General features: G+C 47.3%; 20 protein-coding genes. 14 read left to right on the plus strand and 6 right to left on the minus strand.

Annotated features, from left to right (window positions below):
* The first annotated feature begins 11 nt into the window (after positions 1–11).
* The 10 genes from MTN95_RS08795 (at position 12) to MTN95_RS08840 (ending at position 10481) form a co-directional block, all read left to right on the plus strand.
* Positions 12–686, plus strand: coding sequence for an amino acid ABC transporter permease (locus tag MTN95_RS08795; RefSeq protein ID WP_024123423.1), 675 nt, complete (start codon positions 12–14; stop codon positions 684–686).
* Between the two features lie 12 nt (positions 687–698).
* Positions 699–1448: an amino acid ABC transporter ATP-binding protein gene (locus MTN95_RS08800; RefSeq protein ID WP_105954550.1), complete on the plus strand. Its 750-nt coding sequence runs from the start codon at positions 699–701 to the stop codon at positions 1446–1448.
* Positions 1449–1463: 15 nt separating this feature from the next.
* The gene (locus tag MTN95_RS08805) at positions 1464–2606 is read left to right on the plus strand and encodes a M20 peptidase aminoacylase family protein (protein ID WP_248337819.1); all 1143 of its coding nucleotides are present in this window, start codon (positions 1464–1466) and stop codon (positions 2604–2606) included.
* Positions 2603–3949 (plus strand): MmgE/PrpD family protein, encoded by a 1347-nt coding sequence (locus MTN95_RS08810; protein WP_248337822.1) that lies wholly within the window; start codon positions 2603–2605, stop codon positions 3947–3949. Before MTN95_RS08805 ends, MTN95_RS08810 begins: the two co-directional genes overlap by 4 nt.
* A gap of 72 nt (positions 3950–4021) precedes the next feature.
* Positions 4022–5131 carry an ethanolamine utilization protein EutH gene (gene eutH / locus MTN95_RS08815; protein ID WP_248337824.1) on the plus strand — a complete coding sequence of 370 codons (1110 nt, stop codon included), beginning with the start codon at positions 4022–4024 and terminating at the stop codon, positions 5129–5131.
* Positions 5132–5195: 64 nt separating this feature from the next.
* The gene (locus MTN95_RS08820; RefSeq protein WP_105991047.1) at positions 5196–6026 is read left to right on the plus strand and encodes a DUF1206 domain-containing protein; all 831 of its coding nucleotides are present in this window, start codon (positions 5196–5198) and stop codon (positions 6024–6026) included.
* A 132-nt stretch (positions 6027–6158) separates the two neighbouring features.
* Positions 6159–7100 (plus strand): DNA-binding transcriptional repressor DeoR, encoded by a 942-nt coding sequence (deoR, locus tag MTN95_RS08825; RefSeq protein WP_103672009.1) that lies wholly within the window; start codon positions 6159–6161, stop codon positions 7098–7100.
* A 105-nt stretch (positions 7101–7205) separates the two neighbouring features.
* The gene (gene deoC / locus MTN95_RS08830; protein ID WP_059353261.1) at positions 7206–7877 is read left to right on the plus strand and encodes a deoxyribose-phosphate aldolase; all 672 of its coding nucleotides are present in this window, start codon (positions 7206–7208) and stop codon (positions 7875–7877) included.
* A gap of 92 nt (positions 7878–7969) precedes the next feature.
* Entirely contained in the window at positions 7970–9151 is a 1182-nt protein-coding gene (gene nupC, locus MTN95_RS08835; protein ID WP_024123414.1) for a nucleoside permease NupC, read from the plus strand.
* A 28-nt stretch (positions 9152–9179) separates the two neighbouring features.
* Positions 9180–10481 carry a pyrimidine-nucleoside phosphorylase gene (locus MTN95_RS08840; protein WP_248337826.1) on the plus strand — a complete coding sequence of 434 codons (1302 nt, stop codon included), beginning with the start codon at positions 9180–9182 and terminating at the stop codon, positions 10479–10481.
* A gap of 42 nt (positions 10482–10523) precedes the next feature.
* Here the strand turns inward: MTN95_RS08840 and MTN95_RS08845 are convergent, their stop codons facing one another.
* The 6 genes from MTN95_RS08845 to hutP all read right to left on the minus strand — a co-directional run bounded on the left by MTN95_RS08845 (position 10524) and on the right by hutP (position 17998).
* Positions 10524–11951: an amino acid permease gene (locus tag MTN95_RS08845; protein ID WP_105991045.1), complete on the minus strand. Its 1428-nt coding sequence runs from the start codon at positions 11949–11951 to the stop codon at positions 10524–10526.
* Between the two features lie 76 nt (positions 11952–12027).
* The gene (gene hutG / locus MTN95_RS08850) at positions 12028–12987 is read right to left on the minus strand and encodes a formimidoylglutamase (protein ID WP_202853168.1); all 960 of its coding nucleotides are present in this window, start codon (positions 12985–12987) and stop codon (positions 12028–12030) included.
* Positions 12980–14245 carry an imidazolonepropionase gene (hutI, locus tag MTN95_RS08855; RefSeq protein ID WP_248337828.1) on the minus strand — a complete coding sequence of 422 codons (1266 nt, stop codon included), beginning with the start codon at positions 14243–14245 and terminating at the stop codon, positions 12980–12982. Before hutI ends, hutG begins: the two co-directional genes overlap by 8 nt.
* 12 nt (positions 14246–14257) lie before the next feature.
* Positions 14258–15916, minus strand: a complete 1659-nt coding sequence (gene hutU, locus MTN95_RS08860; protein WP_202853170.1) for a urocanate hydratase — start codon at positions 15914–15916, stop codon at positions 14258–14260.
* On the minus strand, positions 15913–17439 hold the full coding sequence (hutH, locus tag MTN95_RS08865; protein WP_248337830.1) for a histidine ammonia-lyase: 1527 nt from the start codon (positions 17437–17439) through the stop codon (positions 15913–15915). The genes hutU and hutH overlap by 4 nt, the downstream gene beginning before the upstream one ends.
* A 112-nt stretch (positions 17440–17551) precedes the next feature.
* Complete coding sequence (gene hutP, locus MTN95_RS08870) at positions 17552–17998, minus strand: histidine utilization transcription antiterminator HutP (RefSeq protein WP_044160053.1); 447 nt, start codon at positions 17996–17998, stop codon at positions 17552–17554.
* Between the two features lie 227 nt (positions 17999–18225).
* On the opposite strand from hutP, the gene MTN95_RS08875 reads away from it, so the two are divergent.
* From MTN95_RS08875 to MTN95_RS08890, 4 genes are all read left to right on the plus strand, one after another.
* Positions 18226–19215, plus strand: coding sequence for a Gfo/Idh/MocA family protein (locus MTN95_RS08875; RefSeq protein WP_202853172.1), 990 nt, complete (start codon positions 18226–18228; stop codon positions 19213–19215).
* A gap of 69 nt (positions 19216–19284) precedes the next feature.
* Complete coding sequence (gene abnB, locus MTN95_RS08880; RefSeq protein WP_248337832.1) at positions 19285–20703, plus strand: arabinan endo-1,5-alpha-L-arabinosidase AbnB; 1419 nt, start codon at positions 19285–19287, stop codon at positions 20701–20703.
* A gap of 110 nt (positions 20704–20813) precedes the next feature.
* Positions 20814–21203: a (deoxy)nucleoside triphosphate pyrophosphohydrolase gene (locus tag MTN95_RS08885; protein ID WP_248337834.1), complete on the plus strand. Its 390-nt coding sequence runs from the start codon at positions 20814–20816 to the stop codon at positions 21201–21203.
* 142 nt (positions 21204–21345) lie between these two features.
* Positions 21346–22104, plus strand: coding sequence for a hypothetical protein (locus MTN95_RS08890; protein ID WP_248337836.1), 759 nt, complete (start codon positions 21346–21348; stop codon positions 22102–22104).
* The last annotated feature ends 1 nt before the right edge of the window (position 22105 follow it).

Below are 22105 nucleotides of genomic sequence, written 5' to 3' on the forward strand. Positions count from 1 at the left end.
GAACCACCAGAATGAATACGATTGATTGGGAATTCATGATCTCAGCATTCCCGACTTTAATTCAGGCCCTTCCGATTACATTGTTTATGGCTGTAGCAGCTATGATTTTTGCGATTATCGGAGGACTTATTCTCGCACTCATTACAAAAAACAAAATTCCAGTGCTTCATCAGCTGTCAAAGCTGTATATCTCATTTTTCCGGGGCGTGCCGACACTTGTGCAGCTGTTCTTAATTTATTACGGGCTGCCGCAGCTGTTTCCGGAGATGAGCAAGATGACAGCTCTCACAGCTGCCATTATCGGTTTAAGTTTAAAAAACGCCGCCTATTTGGCAGAAATCTTCCGCGCCGCTCTTAACTCTGTTGATGAAGGGCAGCTGGAGGCGTGCCTGTCTGTCGGTATGACGAAACTTCAGGCTTACAGACGAATTATCCTTCCGCAAGCAGTCAGAAATGCGATACCGGCAACGGGTAATACATTTATCGGCCTCCTAAAAGAAACCTCATTGGCATTTACTTTGGGTGTCATGGAGATGTTTGCGCAAGGCAAGATGTATGCATCAGGAAATCTGAAGTATTTTGAAACCTATTTGGCGGTTGCGATTGTCTACTGGGTTCTTACAATCATTTACAGCATCCTGCAGGACTTGTTTGAACGCGCCATGAGCAAGCCATACCGGACTTAGAGGTGATATTAGTTGATAAAAGTAAAAAATATTCGCAAAGCGTTTAAAGATCTGGTCGTGCTGGACGGAATCGACCTTGAAGTAAAACGCGGAGAAGTGGTGGCGATCATCGGTCCGTCCGGTTCCGGAAAATCAACGCTTCTTCGGTGCTTGAATCTATTGGAGCGCCCTAATCAAGGCATCATTGAAATTGGAGAAGCCAAACTGAACGCGGAAAAGTTTACACGCAAGGAAGCGTACCAGCTCCGTCAGCAAACGGCCATGGTCTTCCAAAATTACAATCTGTTTAAAAATAAAACCGCCCTGCAAAACATTACTGAGGCTTTAATCACGGCTCAAAGAAAATCACGAGATGAAGCGAACCGTATTGGGATGGAGATTCTGAGGCAGGTTGGTTTAGAGCATAAAGCTGACAGCTACCCGATCACAATGTCCGGCGGCCAGCAGCAGCGAATCGGCATCGCGCGGGCACTTGCGGTTAATCCGCATGCGATTTTGCTGGATGAACCGACTTCGGCGCTTGACCCGGAGCTCGTGGCGGGTGTGCTTCAGGTCATCAAATCGATTGCGGAAAAACAAACAACAATGATCATCGTCACCCACGAAATGGCATTTGCAAGAGAGGTTGCCGATAAAGTGATTTTTATGGCAGACGGCCATATTATCGAGCAGGGAACGCCTGAAGAACTGTTTGACCATCCGAAAAACGAACGGACGAAACGATTTATCAAGCAGGTGGGAGAGCCTGCAGAGCTTATATAGAAGGGAAGAAGAAGAATGGCCGAAGAAACGTTTCATACACGTTTAATCAATATGCGGCGTGACCTTCATGCACACCCTGAACTTTCATTTGAAGAGTTTGAAACGACAAAAAAAATCCGCCGCTGGCTCGAGGAAGAACATATAGAGATTCTTGACGTTCCTCAATTAGAAACAGGTGTAATTGCGGAAATCAAAGGGCAGTCAGACGGACCTGTGATCGCGATACGAGCGGACATTGATGCGCTCCCGATCCAAGAACAAACGAACCTGCCGTTTGCCTCTAAGATTGACGGCGCGATGCATGCGTGCGGGCATGACTTTCATACAGCTTCCATTATCGGCACGGCCATTTTGCTGAATAAAAGAAGAGACGAGCTGAAAGGCACGGTCCGCTTGATCTTTCAGCCAGCGGAAGAAATCGCCGCAGGAGCAAGGAAAGTCATAGAAGCAGGCGTGCTGGATGATGTTTCTGCCATTTTTGGCATGCACAATAAGCCTGATTTGCCTGTCGGCACCATTGGGATAAAGGAAGGTCCGCTTATGGCAAGCGTAGACCGGTTTGAGATTGTTGTGAAAGGAAAAGGCGGACACGCCGGCATTCCCAATAACAGCATTGATCCCATAGCAGCGGCAGGCCAAATGGTCAGCGGTCTGCAATCTGTGGTCAGCCGCAACATCAGCTCACTGCAAAACGCGGTCGTCAGTATCACAAGATTACAGGCAGGCAGTTCATGGAACGTGATTCCGGACCAGGCTGAAATGGAGGGCACCGTTCGCACCTTCCAAAAAGAAGCGAGAAAGGCCGTTCCGGAGCATATGAAACGAGTGGCTGAAGGAATCGCCGCGGGCTTCGGGGCACAGGCCGAATTCCGGTGGTTTCCTTATTTGCCGTCCGTTCAGAATGACGGCACGTTTTTGAACGCGGCGTCAGAAGCTGCGGCCCGGCTTGGCTATCAAACGGTTCATGCGGAGCAATCTCCGGGCGGAGAAGACTTCGCTCTGTATCAAGAGAAGATCCCGGGATTTTTTGTGTGGATGGGAACGAACGGTACAGAGGAGTGGCATCACCCGGCGTTTACATTGGATGAAGACGCACTGCAAGTTGCATCCAGCTACTTTGCTGAGCTGGCTGTTATTGTACTGGGGTCAATCAAATGATCCAAACAGAACTGACAGCAGGTCTTGCTGACGCCGTAAGATTATCACAGCCTGAGAACGCCACTGACGCGATGCGTGAAGCCAAAAAGGGATTGCTCGATTTTACAGCCGCATCATTTGCCGGAAAAGAAGAAAACGGCATTCAAAAGCTTTTGCATCTGATCGAAGAGGAAGGCGGCACGCCCCTTGTCCCTATTATCGGACAAGGGAAAAAGGCAGCGCCATTACAATCTGCGCTGCTCAATGGATTTATCGCCCATGCGCTGGATTTCGATGATGTCCATTCCGATGTAAGGGGACATCCGAGTGCAGTTATTTTGCCGGCACTCATTGCTTCAGCTGCCGCTCGAGAAAGTGACGAGCGGCTTCTTGGCGCTTATATTGTCGGTGTGGAAGTAATGGCAAGGCTTGGGGAGTCGATTGGCAGCCCGCACTATGAAAAAGGCTGGCACAATACGGGAACGCTCGGGGCCATAGCCGCCGCCTGTGCTGTAGGGTTCGCGGAGGAACTCACTCAAGAAGAAATGGAAAAAGCAATTGGTTTTGCCGCAACGCAGTCTGCCGGAATGAGGGTGCAATTCGGCACAGAAATGAAACCGCTGCACGCAGGGCTGGCAGCTCAATCAGGCTTACTTGCTGTTAAACTGGCCCAATCTGATGTTGGAGGCTCTCGTACGGCACTGGATGGAGAAAAAGGTTTCTTCAGCCTATACGGTGATGTAGACAAGGCTCAAACCACGCTGTTAAGCCATTGGGGCAAACCATGGAGAATCGTGAAGCCAGGTTTATGGTTTAAAATCTATCCATTTTGTTCTGCGGCGCACCACGCGGCAGATGCCATTCGCGAGCTTATCTCTCAGGAAGCCATTTCTGCTGACAATACAGAACGGATTGAAGTCGTTTTTCCGCCTGGCGGAGATGCTGCATTAACGGCAAGATCACCAAAAACAGGAGAGGAAGGCCGCTTCAGCGTTGAATATGTCATTGCCCTTGCCCTGCACGGACAGAAGCTGATTGCTGAACATTTCAACAGCGAGCTCATACCAAATCATATGCAGGCCGCAATGCGTCATATTCAGCGTGTGTATGACAATCGCATTCAGCCAGCCTCTCAAGCGGTTCCGAAAGGCCGTTTCACCATTGTTCGGGCGTTTTTATCAGATGGACGCATATGTGAAGCGCGGGTGGACTGCCCGAAGGGAGCTCCCGGAAACGGTCTGTCTGAAGAAGATGTAAAAGAAAAATTAAAATCAGCGCTGCCAAGTGATGTGCAAAAAGCATCGCATATCATAGGGGCCATTGAGCGCGCTGACATGAAAGAATTTATATCGTATTTAGATTAGAATCCGCCTCTCATCCCCTCCTTCAGATGATATGATAAAGCCAAATCATACGTTTGAAAAAGGAGAAAGGCCATGACGGTGAATGATGCGGTTGTATGTATTCTGGCAGTCTTTTTATTAGTGGGAGCAGCCGATTATTGCTTGGGAAACAGGTGGGGGCTTGGCGAGCGGTTTGCGGATGGCTTTAATGCCATGGGGCCGCTTGCGCTGTCAATGGTCGGGATTGTGTCGCTGGCGCCAGTGCTTGCGGCCATACTGATTCCCGTCGTGTCTCCGGTCTATGCCGCCATTGGCGCAGACCCTTCCTCCTTTGCCAACACCATTTTGGCCATTGATATGGGAGGCTATGCGCTGGCAGAAGAAATGGCGAAAGATCCGGACGCAGGCTTGTTTTCATGGGTATTTCTGGGGACGATGATGGGGCCGGCGATCGTGTTCACCATTCCCGTCGCTCTTGGCATGATTGAAAAACAGGATCACCCGTATTTTGCAAAAGGCATTTTAATCGGACTGTGCACTGTGCCGATCGGATGCTTCGCAGGCGGGTTAGCTGCGGGATTTGAGCTGGTATTAATCCTGAAAAACATTTTGATTCCAAGTCTTTTTTCTGCGGTTATCGCTTTTGGTCTATGGCGCTGCACCGACAAGACAATCCGCGTATTTCACGTTTTCGGGAAGGCTGTCAGTATTGTTGCGATCATTGGGCTTGTTGCTGTCTCGATTGAAACAATGACAGGCTTTGTATTAATACCTGGCCTCGAAAAGATTGAAACAGGCATACAAACCGTAGGCACCATCGCGGTTGTATTGGCGGGCGCTTTTCCGCTGACAGCTTTTATCACAAAAGCTTTTGAGAAACCGCTCCATACATTAGGCAGGCTGTTACACTTAGATCAGGCAGCGACAGCGGGAATGGTTGCTTCTTTGGCACATCTTATCCCCATGCTCGCCTTATTAAAAGACATGACGCCGAGAGGAAAGGTTATCAATGTCGCATTTGCGGTCAGCGCAGCCTTTGTGCTCGGCAGCCATCTCGGCTTTGTGGCGGGAATGAAGAAAGAAATGGCAGCGGCCATGATCATCGGGAAATTAGCTGGCGGCATTACGGCTGTCGCGGCAGCTGCGTGGACGACACCCGCCTATACGGCCAAAAAGCAAAGACACGATTCTCTTGAAGGATAGTCTGTTTCAACTCTCCTCATTCGGGAAATGATACAGTAACGTTTCCGGAAAGAGGGTTGGGCACATGGATGCGAAGGACCAGTGCATCTCTAAAATAAAACAGGAAACCAAGCCTTGGATACAGCGATTCGGAAGGCTTGGTTATTTTACATTCGGCGGCGTTTTTATCTTGCTCGGCATTCTGGCATTGATGACGGCTGCCGGAGCTGGCAGCGGGGCAAAGGATTCAAGCGGAGCGCTCCAAACCTTATCACGCATGCCATACGGATCGATTCTGCTTTTCTTCATCGGGATTGGGCTCATCGGGTATGTCATATGGATGGTGCTGAGTGCGATTAAGGATACAGAGGGCCATGGCACGGGAAGACGGGGCCTGTCGCGAAGAACAGGAAATTTATTCAGCGCCGCCATATACGCATCGATTGCGTGGAATGCCCTTCGGTTTGTCTTTGATCATGGGAGCGGCAGCACTTCAGAACAGACGTGGTCCGCTTATGTATTGGCGCAGCCGTTTGGCCAGTGGCTGACGGGACTCACAGGATCGGGCTTTATCCTATTTGCGATGGTTCAATTCATGAAAGGTATCCGGGCTTCTTTTATGAGAGAATTCGATACGTCAAAAATGAGCAAAGAAATGATATGTATTGTAAAAAACACAGGACGCGCAGGCAACATCGCCCGTGCCATTATTTTCTCAGCCATCGGTTTCTTTCTCATAAAAACCGCTCTCACCTCTGATCCGGACGACACAAGAGGCTTTGACGGGGCGCTCGCCGAGCTCGCGCAGCAGCCGCATGGCAGAGTGATTCTGATCTTTTTGGCGTGCGGGCTTGTGTTATATGGAATATACGCCATCATGAAAGGCATTTATCAATATATGAAGTGGGAAAAATAAGCTCTGGGCAGATCTGTGCCAGAGCGTTTTTCAGTTTCTTGCAAATCAGGTGGATGAAAGCTGTTGCCAGCCTGTATAATAAAAGCAAATCAAAAGCAGGTTCACCATGAACTGATCCAAGGGAGGTGCGGAATGGATCGGGAAAAACAACAATTAAGCATAGAAGCGGCAAGGCTTTATTATCAGTCTGACTACAGTCAGCAGCAAATCGCAGAGCAGCTCAGCATTTCAAGGCCGACCGTTTCCCGATTGCTGCAATACGCAAAAGAAAAAGGATTTGTCCAAATTCGCGTGATGGACCCTTTTGAGGATTTAGATGCGCTCGGTTCCATGCTGGAAGAGAAATACGGGCTTCTCGAAGCGCACGTTGTGTTTTCTCCGACACCGGACTATGCAGCAATCACACATGACTTGAGCCGTTACGGTGCAGAATATATGCATGAAACGGTAAAAGACGGCGACATCGTCGGCGTCAGCTGGGGAACCACCATGTATCAGATCGCGCAAAACATGCAGCCAAAGCAGGTAAAAGGCGTAGAGGTCGTCCAGCTGAAAGGCGGCATCAGCCATTCCCGGGTAAACACCTATTCAGCTGAAACGATTCAGCTGTTTGCAGAGGCTTTTCAAACGATGCCGCGCTATCTTCCGCTTCCCGTCGTGTTTGATAATGCGGATGTGAAGAAAATGGTGGAGAAAGACCGTCATATCGAGCGGATCATTGAGATGGGCAAGCAGGCGAATATCGCTCTTTTCACGGTGGGAACAGTCCGTGACGAAGCGCTGTTATTCCGGCTCGGCTATTTTAACGAAGAAGAGAAAGCGTTGCTGAAACATCAGGCTGTCGGAGATATCTGTTCGCGTTTCTTTGACGAGGAAGGGAAGATTTGCAGCACCGCCATCAATGACCGGACCATCGGCGTCGAGCTTGAGGATCTGAGGCTGAAGGAACGCTCTATACTAGTGGCCGGCGGAAGCCGAAAAGTGTCCTCCATCCATGGTGCGTTAACAGGAAAATATGCCAATGTGTTAATCATTGACCAGCATACCGCAAGGGCACTTGTTAATGATTTGTGACACCTTCAGACCGTTCGCTGAACAAAATTTCAATTACCAATTTACATATGTTCAAAAGTCGGGTATGCTAAAAAATATCTTAACAAAAAAGGAAGTGTGCGAAGGATGACATTAGCCAATAAAATTGATCATACAGCTTTGAAACCGCATACACAAAAAGCGGATATTTTGAAATTAATAGAAGAAGCGAAAACATACAAATTCGCTTCTGTATGTGTAAACCCGACATGGGTGCAGCTGGCTGCAAAAGAGCTTGAGGGCACAGGAGTTGACGTATGTACAGTCATCGGCTTCCCGCTCGGCGCCAACACAACAGAAACAAAAGCGTTCGAAACGAAGGATGCGATTTCAAAAGGCGCCACTGAAGTGGACATGGTCATTAACATCGCTGCTTTGAAAGACAAAGAAGATGACGTGGTGGAAGCGGATATTCGCGGTGTGGTGGAAGCTGCAGCCGGAAAAGCGCTTGTCAAAGTCATTATTGAAACATGCCTGCTGACAGATGAAGAAAAAGAGCGTGCATGCCGTTTAGCGGTTTCTGCGGGAGCGGATTTCGTGAAAACTTCAACAGGCTTCTCAACAGGCGGCGCAACGAAGGAAGATATCGCTTTAATGCGCAAAACAGTAGGCCCTGATATCGGCGTAAAAGCATCCGGGGGTATCAGAACGAAAGAAGATGTAGACACGATGATCGAAGCAGGTGCAAGCCGCATTGGCGCAAGCGCAGGTGTTTCCATTGTAAAAGGAGAGAACGGAGCCGGCGGAGATAATTATTAAGAAGCAGACGGAAGGCACTTCGCTTTCCGTGCCCTTCTTTTCTTTCCAGGGAAATAATAATGTAAGCGAATACAAATAAAGGAGAAACACATATGAAGTATTTGATTGGGATTATCGGTTTAATCGTGTTTTTAGGCCTTGCGTGGATCGCGAGCAGCGGCAAAAAAAGAATTAAGATCCGCCCAATTATTGTCATGCTCATTTTGCAGTTTATTCTCGGTTACATTCTCCTCAATACGGGGATCGGGAATTTTCTCGTAGGAGGATTTGCACAAGGATTCAGCTACCTGCTGGGCTATGCGGCAGAAGGAATCAACTTTGTGTTTGGCGGTTTGGTGAATGCGGATCAATCGACATTCTTTATGAACGTTCTCTTGCCGATTGTATTTATTTCAGCACTCATCGGGATTCTGCAAAAATGGAAGATCCTCCCGTTTATTATTAAATACATCGGCCTTGCCCTCAGCAAGGTTAACGGGATGGGAAGACTGGAGTCGTACAATGCTGTTGCATCTGCGATTTTAGGGCAATCAGAAGTATTTATCTCCTTAAAGAAAGAACTCGGTTTACTGTCACAGCAGCGGTTGTACACGCTTTGCGCTTCTGCGATGTCAACCGTATCCATGTCAATCGTCGGTGCTTACATGACGATGCTGAAGCCTGAATACGTCGTAACGGCTCTTGTATTGAACTTATTTGGCGGTTTTATCATTGCCTCTATTATTAATCCTTACGAGGTCGCAAAAGATGAGGATATGCTTCGTGTAGAAAATGAAGAAAAACAATCCTTCTTCGAAGTGCTCGGAGAATACATCTTAGATGGTTTCAAAGTAGCGGTTGTTGTCGCAGCGATGCTGATCGGATTTGTCGCGATTATTGCTTTGATCAATGGTATTTTTAACGCTGTACTCGGTATTTCCTTCCAAGACCTGCTTGGATATGTGTTTGCTCCATTCGCTTTTCTTGTTGGTATTCCATGGAATGAAGCTGTTAACGCCGGAAGCATTATGGCAACAAAAATGGTATCGAACGAATTTGTCGCCATGACGTCTCTTTCGCAAAACGGTTTTCATTTCAGCGGCCGTACAACAGCGATTGTCTCAGTATTCCTCGTTTCGTTCGCGAACTTCTCTTCCATCGGTATCATTGCCGGTGCTGTAAAGGGTCTGAATGAAAAGCAAGGAAACGTCGTTGCTCGCTTCGGTCTGAAATTATTATACGGTGCCACGCTTGTCAGCTTTTTAACAGCGGCAGTTGTAGGTCTGATTTACTGAACATAATCGAAAAGGATCGGTGACTATAATGAGAATGGTAGATATTATCATCAAAAAACAAAACGGAAAAGAACTCACCACAGAAGAAATCCAGTTTTTCGTAAACGGCTATACGGACGGAAGCATTCCTGATTATCAGGCAAGCGCGCTTGCCATGGCGATTTTCTTCCAGGATATGAGTGATCGTGAACGGGCGGACTTAACAATGGCTATGGTGAACTCCGGTGAAACGATTGATCTTTCTGCCATCGAAGGAATTAAAGTGGATAAACATTCAACCGGCGGCGTCGGCGACACGACAACACTCGTGCTTGCACCGCTTGTCGCGGCTCTTGATGTGCCGGTTGCCAAAATGTCCGGCCGCGGCCTCGGCCATACAGGCGGAACAATTGATAAATTAGAGGCGATCGACGGGTTTCACGTGGAACTGTCAAAGGAAGAATTTATTAAGCTTGTGAACCGCGACAAGGTTGCCGTCATTGGCCAAAGCGGCAACTTAACGCCGGCGGATAAAAAACTGTACGCCCTGCGAGATGTAACGGGTACGGTGAATTCCATCCCGCTTATCGCTAGCTCCATTATGAGCAAAAAAATCGCTGCCGGAGCAGACGCGATCGTGCTTGACGTGAAAACGGGAGCGGGCGCCTTCATGAAAACAGAGGAAGATGCAGCTGAACTCGCGAAAGCAATGGTGCGAATCGGCAACAAGGTCGGCCGCCAAACGATGGCTGTCATCTCCGACATGTCCCAGCCGCTCGGCTTTGCGATCGGAAATGCGCTTGAAGTGAAAGAAGCGATTGACACGCTCAGAGGCGAAGGCCCTGAAGACCTGCACGAGCTTGTCTTAACACTCGGCAGCCAGATGGTCGTGCTTGCGAAAAAAGCAGGTACATTAGACGAAGCAAGAGCAAAGCTTGAAGAGGTCATGAAAAACGGCAAAGCGCTTGAGAAATTCAAAGATTTCTTGAAAAACCAAGGCGGTGACAGCTCGATTGTTGATGATCCGTCTAAGCTTCCGCAAGCGGCTTATCACATTGATGTGCCAGCCAAAGAAGCGGGTGTCATCTCCGAAATTGTCGCAGACGAAATCGGCGTCGCAGCCATGCTGTTAGGTGCCGGGCGCGCCACAAAAGAAGACGAAATCGATTTAGCCGTCGGCATCATGCTCCGCAAAAAGGTCGGCGACAAGGTTGAAAAAGGCGAACCTCTCGTTACGCTCTATGCCAACCGGGAAAATGTCGATGAAGTCATCGCGAAAGTATATGACAATATCCGTATCGCAGCGGAGGCGCAGGCGCCAAAGCTGATTCATACGTTAATTACAGAATAAAAATAAAGCACATCCCATCCTGAGTGGGGTGTGCTGTTTTGATTAAAGGATGTGATCAATCGGATATTCCTCTTGTCCGATTTTTTTTGCTTTCGTAAGATTTCTTCTGAAATAGTAGATGAGATAGCATAGGATGATACAAGGAATTCCGCAGAAGAGAGCGATTCTTTGATTGGGATCAAAAGCGAGACCGATACAAGAAGCTGAACATAATAAAAGAGCGGCTATAGGCATAAGAGGATAAAGCGGTGTGCGAAATGTCAGATCTTTTACATTCCCCCCTTTTTTAAGAAATCTCTTTCGGAACAAGAGTTGAGACAGCGCAATGCTCATCCAGACCACGACCCCTGCAAATCCAGCAATCGCTACCATCACCACATAAACAGTTCCAGGCGCCACAATACTGGAAACGAGAGATAAACAAGATACAGCCATACTGATGATTAAGGCATGTAGTGGAATGCCTTTAGATGTGACTTTTTTAAAACGAGAGCTGATCATGTTTTCATTTGCTAACGACCACAGCATACGGGTTGAGGCATATAGGCCTGAATTGGCAACGGACAGCAAAGCTGTTAATATAACAAAATTCATAATATCTGCGGCGTACGGGATTCCGATTTCTGCAAATACTGCTACAAAGGGGCTTTCAATTACTCCTGCTTCTTTCCATGAAATCAGTCCGGATAATACGAAGACGGCACCGATGAAAAAAATGACTGTCCGCCATGCGACATTGCGGATGGAACGCGGAATATCCTTTTGAGGATTTGCGGATTCACCTGCTGTGACTCCGATTAATTCTGTTCCGGAAAAGGCAAAACTCACAGATATCATGGCGATAAATACAGCGAGAAAGCCGTTCGGAAACAATCCTCCATGACCTGTGAAATTTGAAAACATAGGGGCATCAGCCGTCCCGTTTAAAGAGATCAAGCCAAACATGGCGGCGCCTCCTAAAATGATAAATAAAATGATGGTGACAATCTTCACGCTCGAAAACCAAAATTCAGTTTCCGCAAATAATTTGACTGAAAATGCGTTGCATACGAAAAGGAGAGCTGCAAAAATCGCACTCCACATCCATACGCTGCTGTCAGGAAACCAGCGCTGCATGAGAATACCGGATGCGGTAAACTCAGAACCTACCGTCACCACCCAATTCACCCAGTACATGATGCCGACCATAAAACCGGTAGATGGCCCGATAAATGTTGTGGCGTATTTTTGAAAGGAACCGGTCACCGGCATGGCGACCGACAATTCACCGAGACATTGCATGACGAGGTACATCATCAATCCGCCGATTAAATAAGCGAGTATCGTACCGCCGGGACCGGCTTGGCTGAGCGTATAGCCCGTACTGAGGAAAAGTCCTGTTCCTATGACGCCTCCCAATGAAATCATAAATAAGTGCCTGCTTTTCATTGTCCGTTTTAGCTGATGGCCGCTTTTCTCTTGAAGACCCACCGTTTCGTCCTCCTTTTAGCTGCCGTTTATCAGGCAGATGAGTTTTCTTGTAACCAAAATACAACCTGCCGGAAGATCACTTGAATCGGGAGCGTTTCATTCCTTTTAATGCGTGTAACAGAACGTGAGCTGCGGCTCTGCTTGTCATATCCCGAAAATCGAGGGTGGGATCAACTTCAACGATTTCGATCCCTGCGACATTGGGCTCTTGTGCGATGTACTTGATTGCTTCGAGTAATTCGTCTGTATAGAGGCCGCCCGGGCCAATCGCTGGACAGCCGGGTGCATGGGACTGGTCTAAGACATCCATATCAACAGATATGAAAATGAAGTCTGTTCTAGTTTGAACGGCAGGCAGGATCTCTTTAATGGTCGGGATCAGTCCTTTTTCACGAATCATTCCCATCGTGCGGATGTCCACGTGATGAGTTTTAGCGTATGTTTCATAAGCCAAGCTGTTGCTGAATTCTCTGATACCCAGTTGAATCAAATGCTGGCCTTCTATGATCTCTTCATCCAAAAGGCGGCGAAAGGGGGTGCCGTTTGTCGGCCCTCCGTCCTCCGTGTTCCGCACATCATGATGGGCATCAAATTGAATAACGGCTGTCGTTCCTTTCGTTTGCGCAATCGCTTTTATGGTGGAGTAGCTGATGGAGTTATCTCCCCCGAGTATGAGCGGTACCCAATCTGGGTGATCTGAAAGCAGAGCATGCATGGTTTGGAAGATTTGATCATGTGATTTCACGATATCAGTCACATGAATATCGACATCCCCCAGATCATAAAGAAAATCTGATACGACATGTTCCCCAAGCTCCGCAGAATAAGCCGATGAATGTTTTAGAGCCTGGCGGATTGTTCCGGGGGCAAAGGAAGCGCCGGAATGACTGATGGATGATTTTGACAGGGGGGCACCTATCAGCGCCGGCCCCTTAATGCCTTGGCCATCCCATTTTTCTATCAGATCGCTCATTTTCGTTACATCCCGGTCTTTAAACGATGAACCGGCCTCTCTGAGAAAAGGGTAATTATCCAAGAATGGCTCCCTCCCTGTTGACAACAATTGTTCCGTTTTTCATGACTTGATGTACATGATTGACGCCGTAGTGATACGGAATATACATGTAATTCGAGGCTTGCCAAATGACTAGATCAGCTGAGCGGCCAGCTTTGAGCTGCCCTGCTTCTTCGCCTTTTCCTATGGCATATGCGGCGTTGACTGTGATCGCGTGCCATATTTCTTCTGCGGTCATTTTCAGATGAAGCGCGGCAATCGACATGATCAGCTGAATATTTTCAGTTGGGGAGCTGCCCGGGTTAAAGTCCGTTGCCAGGCTGACATGTACACCCGCATCAATCATGTCTCTTGCTCTGGCATATGTGTGTTTGCCGAGATAAAATGTCGTGCCCGGCAAGAGGACGGCGATGGTTCCTGATTCAGCCATTTGCTGTATGCCTTCATCAGAGGCGCCCACCAAGTGATCGGCTGAGACAGCTCTTAGCTCAGCCGCTAATTCAGCTCCTCCAAGAGGATCAATTTCATCAGCGTGGATTTTTAATCCGAATCCCGCCTCAGCCGCTTTTTTTAAGTAACGTCGGGATTGACTGACTGTAAAAACGCCTGTTTCTGTAAAAATATCTGCAAAGGCTGCGAGCTCCTCCTCTTTTATTTCTGGCAAGAGATCCAGCATGCGATCTAAAAATTCATCGGGGCTGTCCTTATCTTCAGGAGGAATGGCATGAGCCCCCATGAATGTGGAGACAAGGTCAATGGGCTGGCTCTCGTGCAGTTTTTTCACGACGCGCAATTGTTTCAGCTCTGTATCTTTATCTAAGCCGTAGCCGCTCTTCACTTCAGCCGTGGTCGTGCCGTATGACAGCATTCTTTGCAGATGAAAACGGCCTTTTTGCAGCAGCTCTTCCTCCGAGGCGGCCCGGGTGTCTTTGACAGTGGACAAAATACCGCCTCCCTGCGCCAGAATATCTAAATAGGAGATGCCCTGAAGCTTTAGATTCATCTCCTTTTCCCGAGATCCGCCAAATACAAGATGGGTATGCGGATCGACGAGGCCCGGCGTTACAAGCCGTCCCGAACAGTCAATGATGTCGTCTGCCTCGTAATCGGCTTCAGCCCCTTTTTTTCCCGCGAACACAATCTTCTGTTCGTGGATTCCGACAACAGCGTCTTCGATCACATGAAGATCCTGCATGCTGTTGCCCGCGCGCGGGCCGCTGCTTTCCATCGTCAAAAGCTGACCGATGTTGATGAGAATCGTATCAATTTGTTTCGGCATGTTATCACTCCCTTATTTTTGCATCGGCACGATAATGTCCTGCTTCTTCGCTACTTCAACGGCACGTTCATAACCCGCATCCGCATGGCGGATAATGCCCATCCCCGGATCGCTCGTTAAGACCCTGGCGAGCCGTTCGTCAGCCAGCTCACTTCCATCGGCAACTGCGACCATACCGGCATGCAGGGAATAGCCCATTCCGACGCCGCCGCCATGGTGGAAGGAAACCCAGCTTGCACCCGCCGCCGTGTTGACAAGCGCATTGAGCACAGCCCAATCGCCGACAGCGTCACTTCCGTCTATCATCGCTTCAGTTTCCCGGTTTGGAGAGGCGACAGACCCGCAGTCCAAATGATCTCTCCCAATCACGACAGGCGCTTTTAGCTCACCGTTTCGGACCAATTCGTTAATGGCAAGGCCCATCTTTTTTCGTTCTCCATATCCAAGCCAGCAAATGCGGGACGGCAAGCCTTGGAACGTGACTTTTTCCTGTGCCATATCGATCCAGCGGTGAAGGGCCTTGTTTGCCGGGAACAGTTCTTTTAATAACGCATCCGTACGGTAAATATCTGCCGGATCACCGGAAAGTGCCGCCCAGCGGAATGGTCCTTTTCCTTCACAGAATAAGGGACGGATGTAAGCAGGGACAAATCCCGGAAAATCAAAGGCATTCTCCAGGCCTTCATCTTTAGCAACTTGCCGGATATTGTTGCCGTAGTCAAATACAACTGAGCCCTTTTGTTGAAATGCCAGCATGGCTTCCACATGTTTTTTCATGCTTTGTTTCGCAAGGCGCACATAAAGGTCTGGATTGTCTTGGCGCAAGCGATCGGCTTCATCAAGTGAATAGCCCTCGGGAACGTAACCGATTAATGGGTCATGGGCAGACGTCTGATCGGTGACGATATCAATGGTGACGCCGCGGTTCAGAAGGGTATGGTGAACCTCTGCCGCGTTTCCGAGAAGAGCGATGGAGAGAGGTTTTCCTGCCAGCTTTGCCTCTTCAGCCCACGCTAAGGCTTCCTCAATCGACGCTGTTTTCCGGTCACAGTATTTTGTTTCAATTCGTTTGTCGATTCGTTTTTCATCAACCTCGACGGCAATCACAACTCCGTCATTCATCGTGACAGACAGCGGCTGGGCGCCTCCCATTCCGCCGAGACCTGCTGTCAGCGTCAATGTCCCTTTTAAGGTTCCTCCGAAATGCTGTCTCGCGAGCTCAGCGAAGGTTTCATACGTTCCTTGCAATATGCCTTGTGAGCCAATGTAAATCCAGCTGCCAGCTGTCATTTGCCCGTACATCATTAACCCTTTTTTCTCAAGCTCGTGGAAATGCTCCCAGTTCGCCCACTTTGGAACAAGAACAGAGTTTGCTAAAAGCACGCGCGGTGCCTGCTGGTGCGTACGGAACATGCCAACGGGTTTACCGGATTGCACGAGCAATGTCTCATCATGTTTTAGTGTTTTCAGAGAATGCTCAATGGCGCGAAATGCATCCCAATCCCGAGCGGCTTTGCCAATCCCGCCGTATACGATTAGGTCCTCGGGCTTCTCGGCGACATCTGGATCAAGGTTGTTGCGAAGCATCCGAAGCACCGCCTCTTGTTCCCACCCTAAGCATTCAAGCTCTGTCCCCCGGTTGGCACGGATTGATTTTTTTACATCAGTCATATGTTCATCCCCCTCAATTCTTCGTTCTGTTGATATGGTAATAAAGATTCCTTCTTCAGCCAGGCAGTCAAGCGTTCGATGTCATAGGAAAATACGCGGTCCTGCTGAATAGACGGCACGACTTTTCTCATTTCTTGAAAAAGCTGTTTGGTATAGGACGCTGCATGTTCTATGCCTCTGTATTCAACAGCCTGCAATGCGCAAATTGCTTCAATCGCAATGACTCTCCTTGTATTTGCGATCACTTGATAAGCATGCCGCGCGGCGATGGTTCCCATGCTGACATGGTCTTCTTGGTTGGCGGATGACGGAATAGAATCCACACTTGCAGGATGGGCCAGTGTTTTATTTTCAGAAACAAGCGAGGCAGCGGCGTACTGCATGATCATTGCACCGGATTGCAGACCGGGATGAGGGCTTAGGAACGGCGGCAGGTCATTCAGCTGCGGGTTCACAAGGCGCTCGATCCTGCGCTCTGCGATATTCGCAAGCTCTGATACTGCGATTTTTAGAAAATCCATGGCAAAGGCGATCGGCTGCCCGTGAAAGTTTCCGCCAGAGATGACTTTGTCACCGTCATTGAAAATAAGAGGATTGTCTGTAGCTGCATTCATCTCAATCTCTAATTTTTCTTTCACGTAGCCTAACGTCTGCCAGGTCGCACCGTGCACTTGCGGAATACAGCGCAATGAATAGGCATCCTGGACCCGCAGTTCTCCTTGAGAGGTCGTCAGGCTGCTGTCAGATAGATAAAAACGGATTCGCTCTGCGACATCGATCTGCTCCTGATAGCCGCGGGCGGAGTGAATATCCTCGTCAAACGCATCGATAATTCCGCGGAGCCCTTCAATCGTTAAGCTGGCAATGCGCTCTGTTTGATAGGCTAGTTTTTCCGCTTCAATGTATGCAACCACACCCATAGCAGTCATGGCCTGAGTCCCATTAATCAAGGCAAGCCCTTCCTTGGATGTCAGCGCTACCGGCTGAATGCCGGCTTTTTTCAAGCCTTTCATTGCCGGCATCCTTTCTCCCTCAAAAAAGACTTCTCCTTGCCCGATCAGCGCAAGCGCCAGATGGGAGAGCGGCGCCAGATCTCCGCTTGCACCAAGTGATCCCTGCTGGGGAATGACAGGATGGACAAGTTTATTTAAAAAAGCAAGCAATTGCTCAATCAGCTCAGCACGCACACCGGAAAACCCTTTTAACAGCGCATTGGCGCGCAAAAGCAGCATTGCCCTGGAAACACACTCAGGAAAAGGATCGCCGACTCCGCAGGCATGAGAAAGAATTAAATTCAGCTGCAGCGCCGCCGAGTCTTCCTTCTGAATCAGGACATCACTGAATTTGCCAAATCCGGTGGTAATGCCGTATATTGTCTTTTCTTCGTGAACAATCCGCTCCACTGCGGCTCTGCTTTTTTTCAAACGCTCCATACTTTCTTCGGAAGCCGCTGTCTCTTCAAAATCAAACAGCACTCGCGCGACGTCGGCTGTTGTCAATGAAGAACCGTCTAATGTCACCATAAGCCCAACTCCTTTGTCTTTACTTTGGTAAAGCGCCCATACAAAAAGGGGCTATGCTGTGAAAATCTGATTTCACGCATAGCCCCCTATCGTCTAAGATCTATGGGCTGTTTCATATGTGATTAATTCCAACGCCGAATGTTTCATGCTCAAGTCCTTTAATCGGCGCCCCGATTGTTCCGTAAAGCGAGACAGCAATCCAATCGCCTTCCGCTTCACTTTCATAAGGATTTCCCCTCAAAACGGCGAACCTCAGGCCAACCGTCCGAAGCAGTGATCCAAGCAGCATTTCACCTCTGGTTACGCCATGTAAAGCCTCCATCGTCGCATGATAAAGCGCATGTGACTCACGGTAACCCTCAGATTGAATGACCCCGCTCTTTTTGGAAGCGGTTTCAATTGCGGCTACTACTTTATGCGCGTCCATTGATCCTACCTTGCCGAGACAGACTTTCCATCCATCTCGCTCCAGTTCCTCGACCTGTGTACTTTCCTCAGCTTCATGAAGCAGCAGAAGAACAGACAGCCGGCCGATACGGCGCTCTTTGTGCAGTGTCATATGAATCACTCAATTCCTAAAAATTCTGATAACTATTAACTGAGTATTATATTAATTGTTTCAGCAATAGAAGTCAAAAGGTTTTTTACAGTCTTTAACAAGTTAGATTGGTATTGTGATATCGTGACGCAGAAATCTAGCACATTGCACACCATAGCCAGACAGGTGTGCGGGCGGCTGCTGTCGTACTCTAGAAATGAGTTCATATAGAAGGGGAGCGAAGTGCAGTGAAGAGCTTACATTGGGGAATCATCGGCCTTGGCGCAATCGCCTCAGATTTCGCCAAAGCGCTGAGAGAAGTAAACGGAACGGTCTATGCTGCAGGGTCACGAAGCTTGGATAAAGCCAAGGTGTTCGCCAAGGAGCATCATGTCGAAAAAGCCTATGGCAGCTACGAAGAACTGCTGCTAGATGAGAATGTTGATATTGTCTACATTGCCACTCCGCATTCAAACCACTATGAATATATGATGAAAAGCCTTCAGCATCACATGCATGTTCTTTGTGAGAAAGCCATTACCGTCAATGCGAGACAGCTAAAGGAGATCATCGGTTTGGCTAAAGAAAAACAGCTTATTGTATCTGAAGCGATGACCATCTACCATATGCCGCTGTATAAAAAACTCCGGGAGATCGTAAAGGCCGGTCGCATCGGACCCCTTAAAATGGTTCAAGTCTCCTTTGGAACGTGCAAGCCATACGACGTCACAAACCGGTTCTTTAATCAGGAACTGGCTGGCGGCGCACTCTTAGACACAGGAGCCTATGCGCTCTCGTTCGCAAGATATTTTCTCACGAGCCAGCCAAATGAGATCCTCAGCACGGCCAAGCCGGCTGATACAGGTGTAGACGAGCAGTCAGGCATCATCCTAAAAAACACCGACAATGAAATGGCCGTCATATCGCTGACCATGCGCGCAAAAATGCCAAAAAGAGGCGTAGTCGCTGGAGAAAACGGCTTTATCACAGTCGACGATTTTACAAGGCCGGACAAAGCACTCATTACGTATGCCAATGGAAAAACAGAGGTGATTGAAGAAGGAGAAACCGCAAAAGGGTTGAACTATGAAGTAGAGGATATGCAAAATGCAGTCCTGCATCAAACAGGCAGCCAAACCATCAGCTTCTCGAGAGATGTGATGGAGATTATGGACAATGTAAGACAACAGTGGGGAATCACCTACCCGTTTGAATATGAAAACATCCGGCCTTCCTAAAGGGCCGGTGTTCCTTCATAAAATGTAAGCGCTTAAAAATTTAATAAAAAAGAGAGGCGAACTGTACAGATGTTCAACCGATTGTTTCGTGTATGTTTTCTTGCTGCTCTTCTCATGGCTTTCACCCTGCCCAATGCTGCCCATGCACAAAAGGCAGAAAAACCCGTCTTTAAAGAAGTCAGCGTCCATGATCCTTCCATCATTGAGACGAACGGCACCTTTTATGTTTTCGGATCTCATTTAGCTTCAGCGAAAACAAATGACCTCATGCAATGGCAGCAGCTGACTGGCAGTGTCAGCAACAATAACCCTCTTATTCCCAATGTCTATGAAGAATTAAAAGATACCTTCGAATGGGCGCAATCCGATACCCTGTGGGCGGCTGATGTCGCGCAGCTGGCGGACGGCAAATACTATATGTACTACAATGCCTGCCGCGGTGACTCACCAAGATCCGCCATGGGAGTGGCCGTCGCTGACAACATCGAAGGGCCCTATAAAAACAAGGGCATCTTTTTGAAATCAGGCATGGAAGGCACAAGCAATGACGGAACACCGTATGACGCAACAAAACACCCGAACGTCGTAGACCCGCACACCTTTTTTGATAAAAACGGCAAGCTGTGGATGGTGTACGGTTCATATTCAGGCGGCATTTTCATCCTGGAAATGAATCCGAAAACTGGCTTCCCGCTCCCTGGACAGGGGTACGGCAAAAAACTGCTCGGCGGCAACCACAGCAGAATCGAAGGCCCATATATCCTCTACAATCCAGACACCAACTACTACTACTTATACCTATCATATGGCGGTCTAGACGCAACAGGCGGCTACAACATCCGTGTCGCCCGCTCCAAAAAACCAGACGGTCCTTACTATGACGCAGAAGGAAACCCGATGCTTGATGTCCGCGGCAAAGAAGGCACATTCTTCGATGACCGCTCCATTGAGCCGTACGGCGTCAAACTCATGGGCAGCTATTCATTTGAAACAGAAACTGAAAAAGGAGCCGGATACGTCTCGCCGGGCCACAACTCAGCCTATTACGACGAAAAAACCGGCCGTTTTTATTTAATCTTCCACACCCGCTTTCCGGGCAGAGGTGAAGAACACGAAGTCAGAGTCCACCAGATGTTCATGAACAAAGACGGCTGGCCGGTAGCAGCGCCATATCGATACGCAGGTGAAACACTGAATAAAGTAAAGCAAAAAGACATCACAGGAACATACAAACTCATCCAGCACGGAAAAGACATCTCAGCCGACATCAAAAAAACCATCAACATTCAGCTCAACAAAGACCACACCATTTCCGGGGAAATGACCGGAACGTGGAAGAAAACTGGAAATGACACAGCCGAAATCACGTTAGACGGCAAGACGTATAATGGGGTATTTTTACGCCAATGGGATTCGGTGAGAGAGAAGAATGTGATGACGTTTAGTGTGTTGAATGGCAGCGGTGAGGCTGTATGGGGATCTAAATAAGATAGAGAAGGCGCCTTCGTAGGAAGGCGTTTTTTCATTGCTTCTTTAGTTTAGAAACCATAGTATTAAAATAAGATAGGAAAAATATTTATCAGAAAGGGAGAAATCTATTGAAAAAAACAATCAAAGTTGCTGCAGCAGTGATTCAAAACGATAGAGATATGATTTTATGTGCACTTCGTTCGCCAACCATGTCTTTGGCCAACCTATGGGAATTCCCAGGAGGGAAACTTGAAGAGGGAGAGAATGCACGAGAAGCTCTTGTAAGAGAAATTCATGAGGAGCTTGGTTGTAAAATTGAAGCAGGTGAGATTATCGCTGACATTCATCACGAATATGAGAAAGTCATTGTTAATTTGATTTCTATACAAGCGAAAATAGTAGAGGGGGAACCTGTTGCCGAAGAACATGCGGAACTCAGGTGGCTGCCCGTGAGTGAACTTGAGTCACTTGAATGGGCACCTGCTGATCTTCCAACTGTGGAAATGCTAATTAAATAACCGATCATGATCTTCTCTTAAAAATAGTGAGGTGCTGCTAGTGATATGGCTTATTTGGTTTATCATCATAAATTTTATATTAATACTACTAATATTGGTTACGAGAACTGTATCCAATAAAATAATAAGAATATTAGAGTTAATGAGTGATAGAGCTTTTGAGAAGTACAAAAAAAGACGTAATAAGAAAAGTAATGATGAATATAAACTTTTTTTGCAAATTAGTGAGAATATATATATATTTGTTAGTATCTTATATATGATTATTACTATAACTTGGATTAGTTCTTCGGATAATTTCTTTTATTTATTATCTTTCTTAATTTTTTCTTTAGTTTTTGCTATTGTATCTATCTTCATGGGTAGATTTATTTTAAATGTTAAAAAAGACTTAGAAAAGTCAAATGGAAATCATATTGGGAAAATCGAAAAAATTATAAAAAAATTGAACAAAAACGGGTGTTTATATAATAATATAATACCGTTACTTGGCAGGACAGGTAAGAGTTTTTTGATACATATGTTGTTTCTTTTAGAAGCTATGACTTTTTATATTGTCTTTTATGATAATATGTCAAGTTTTTTTCAGTTTGTTTTTTTAATGTCTATTCCATTCACTCTAACAAGTTGGGTTTATCTTACATCATTTGATATCGCAGAACAAAGTATTAGAAGAATTATAGTTTATATTGTCTTATTATTTTATGTTTTAGTAAAAAGCTACTCTGATTATAAAATATTATTAGGACTAGAGGAACCAAGTAAGGTATTTGATTTTTTTGCTTATCTATTTTTAACAGTTTTTACTGCATTTGATCGTCTGGTAAAAAGTCTTTTTGAATTTAAGGACCCTAAAAAAGAAGATGTGTCTGTAACTAAAAATAATAATACAGACACATAAT

It is taken from the genome of Bacillus sp. 2CMS4F, from assembly GCF_023161785.1.
GTDB lineage: Bacteria > Bacillota > Bacilli > Bacillales > Bacillaceae > Bacillus > Bacillus halotolerans.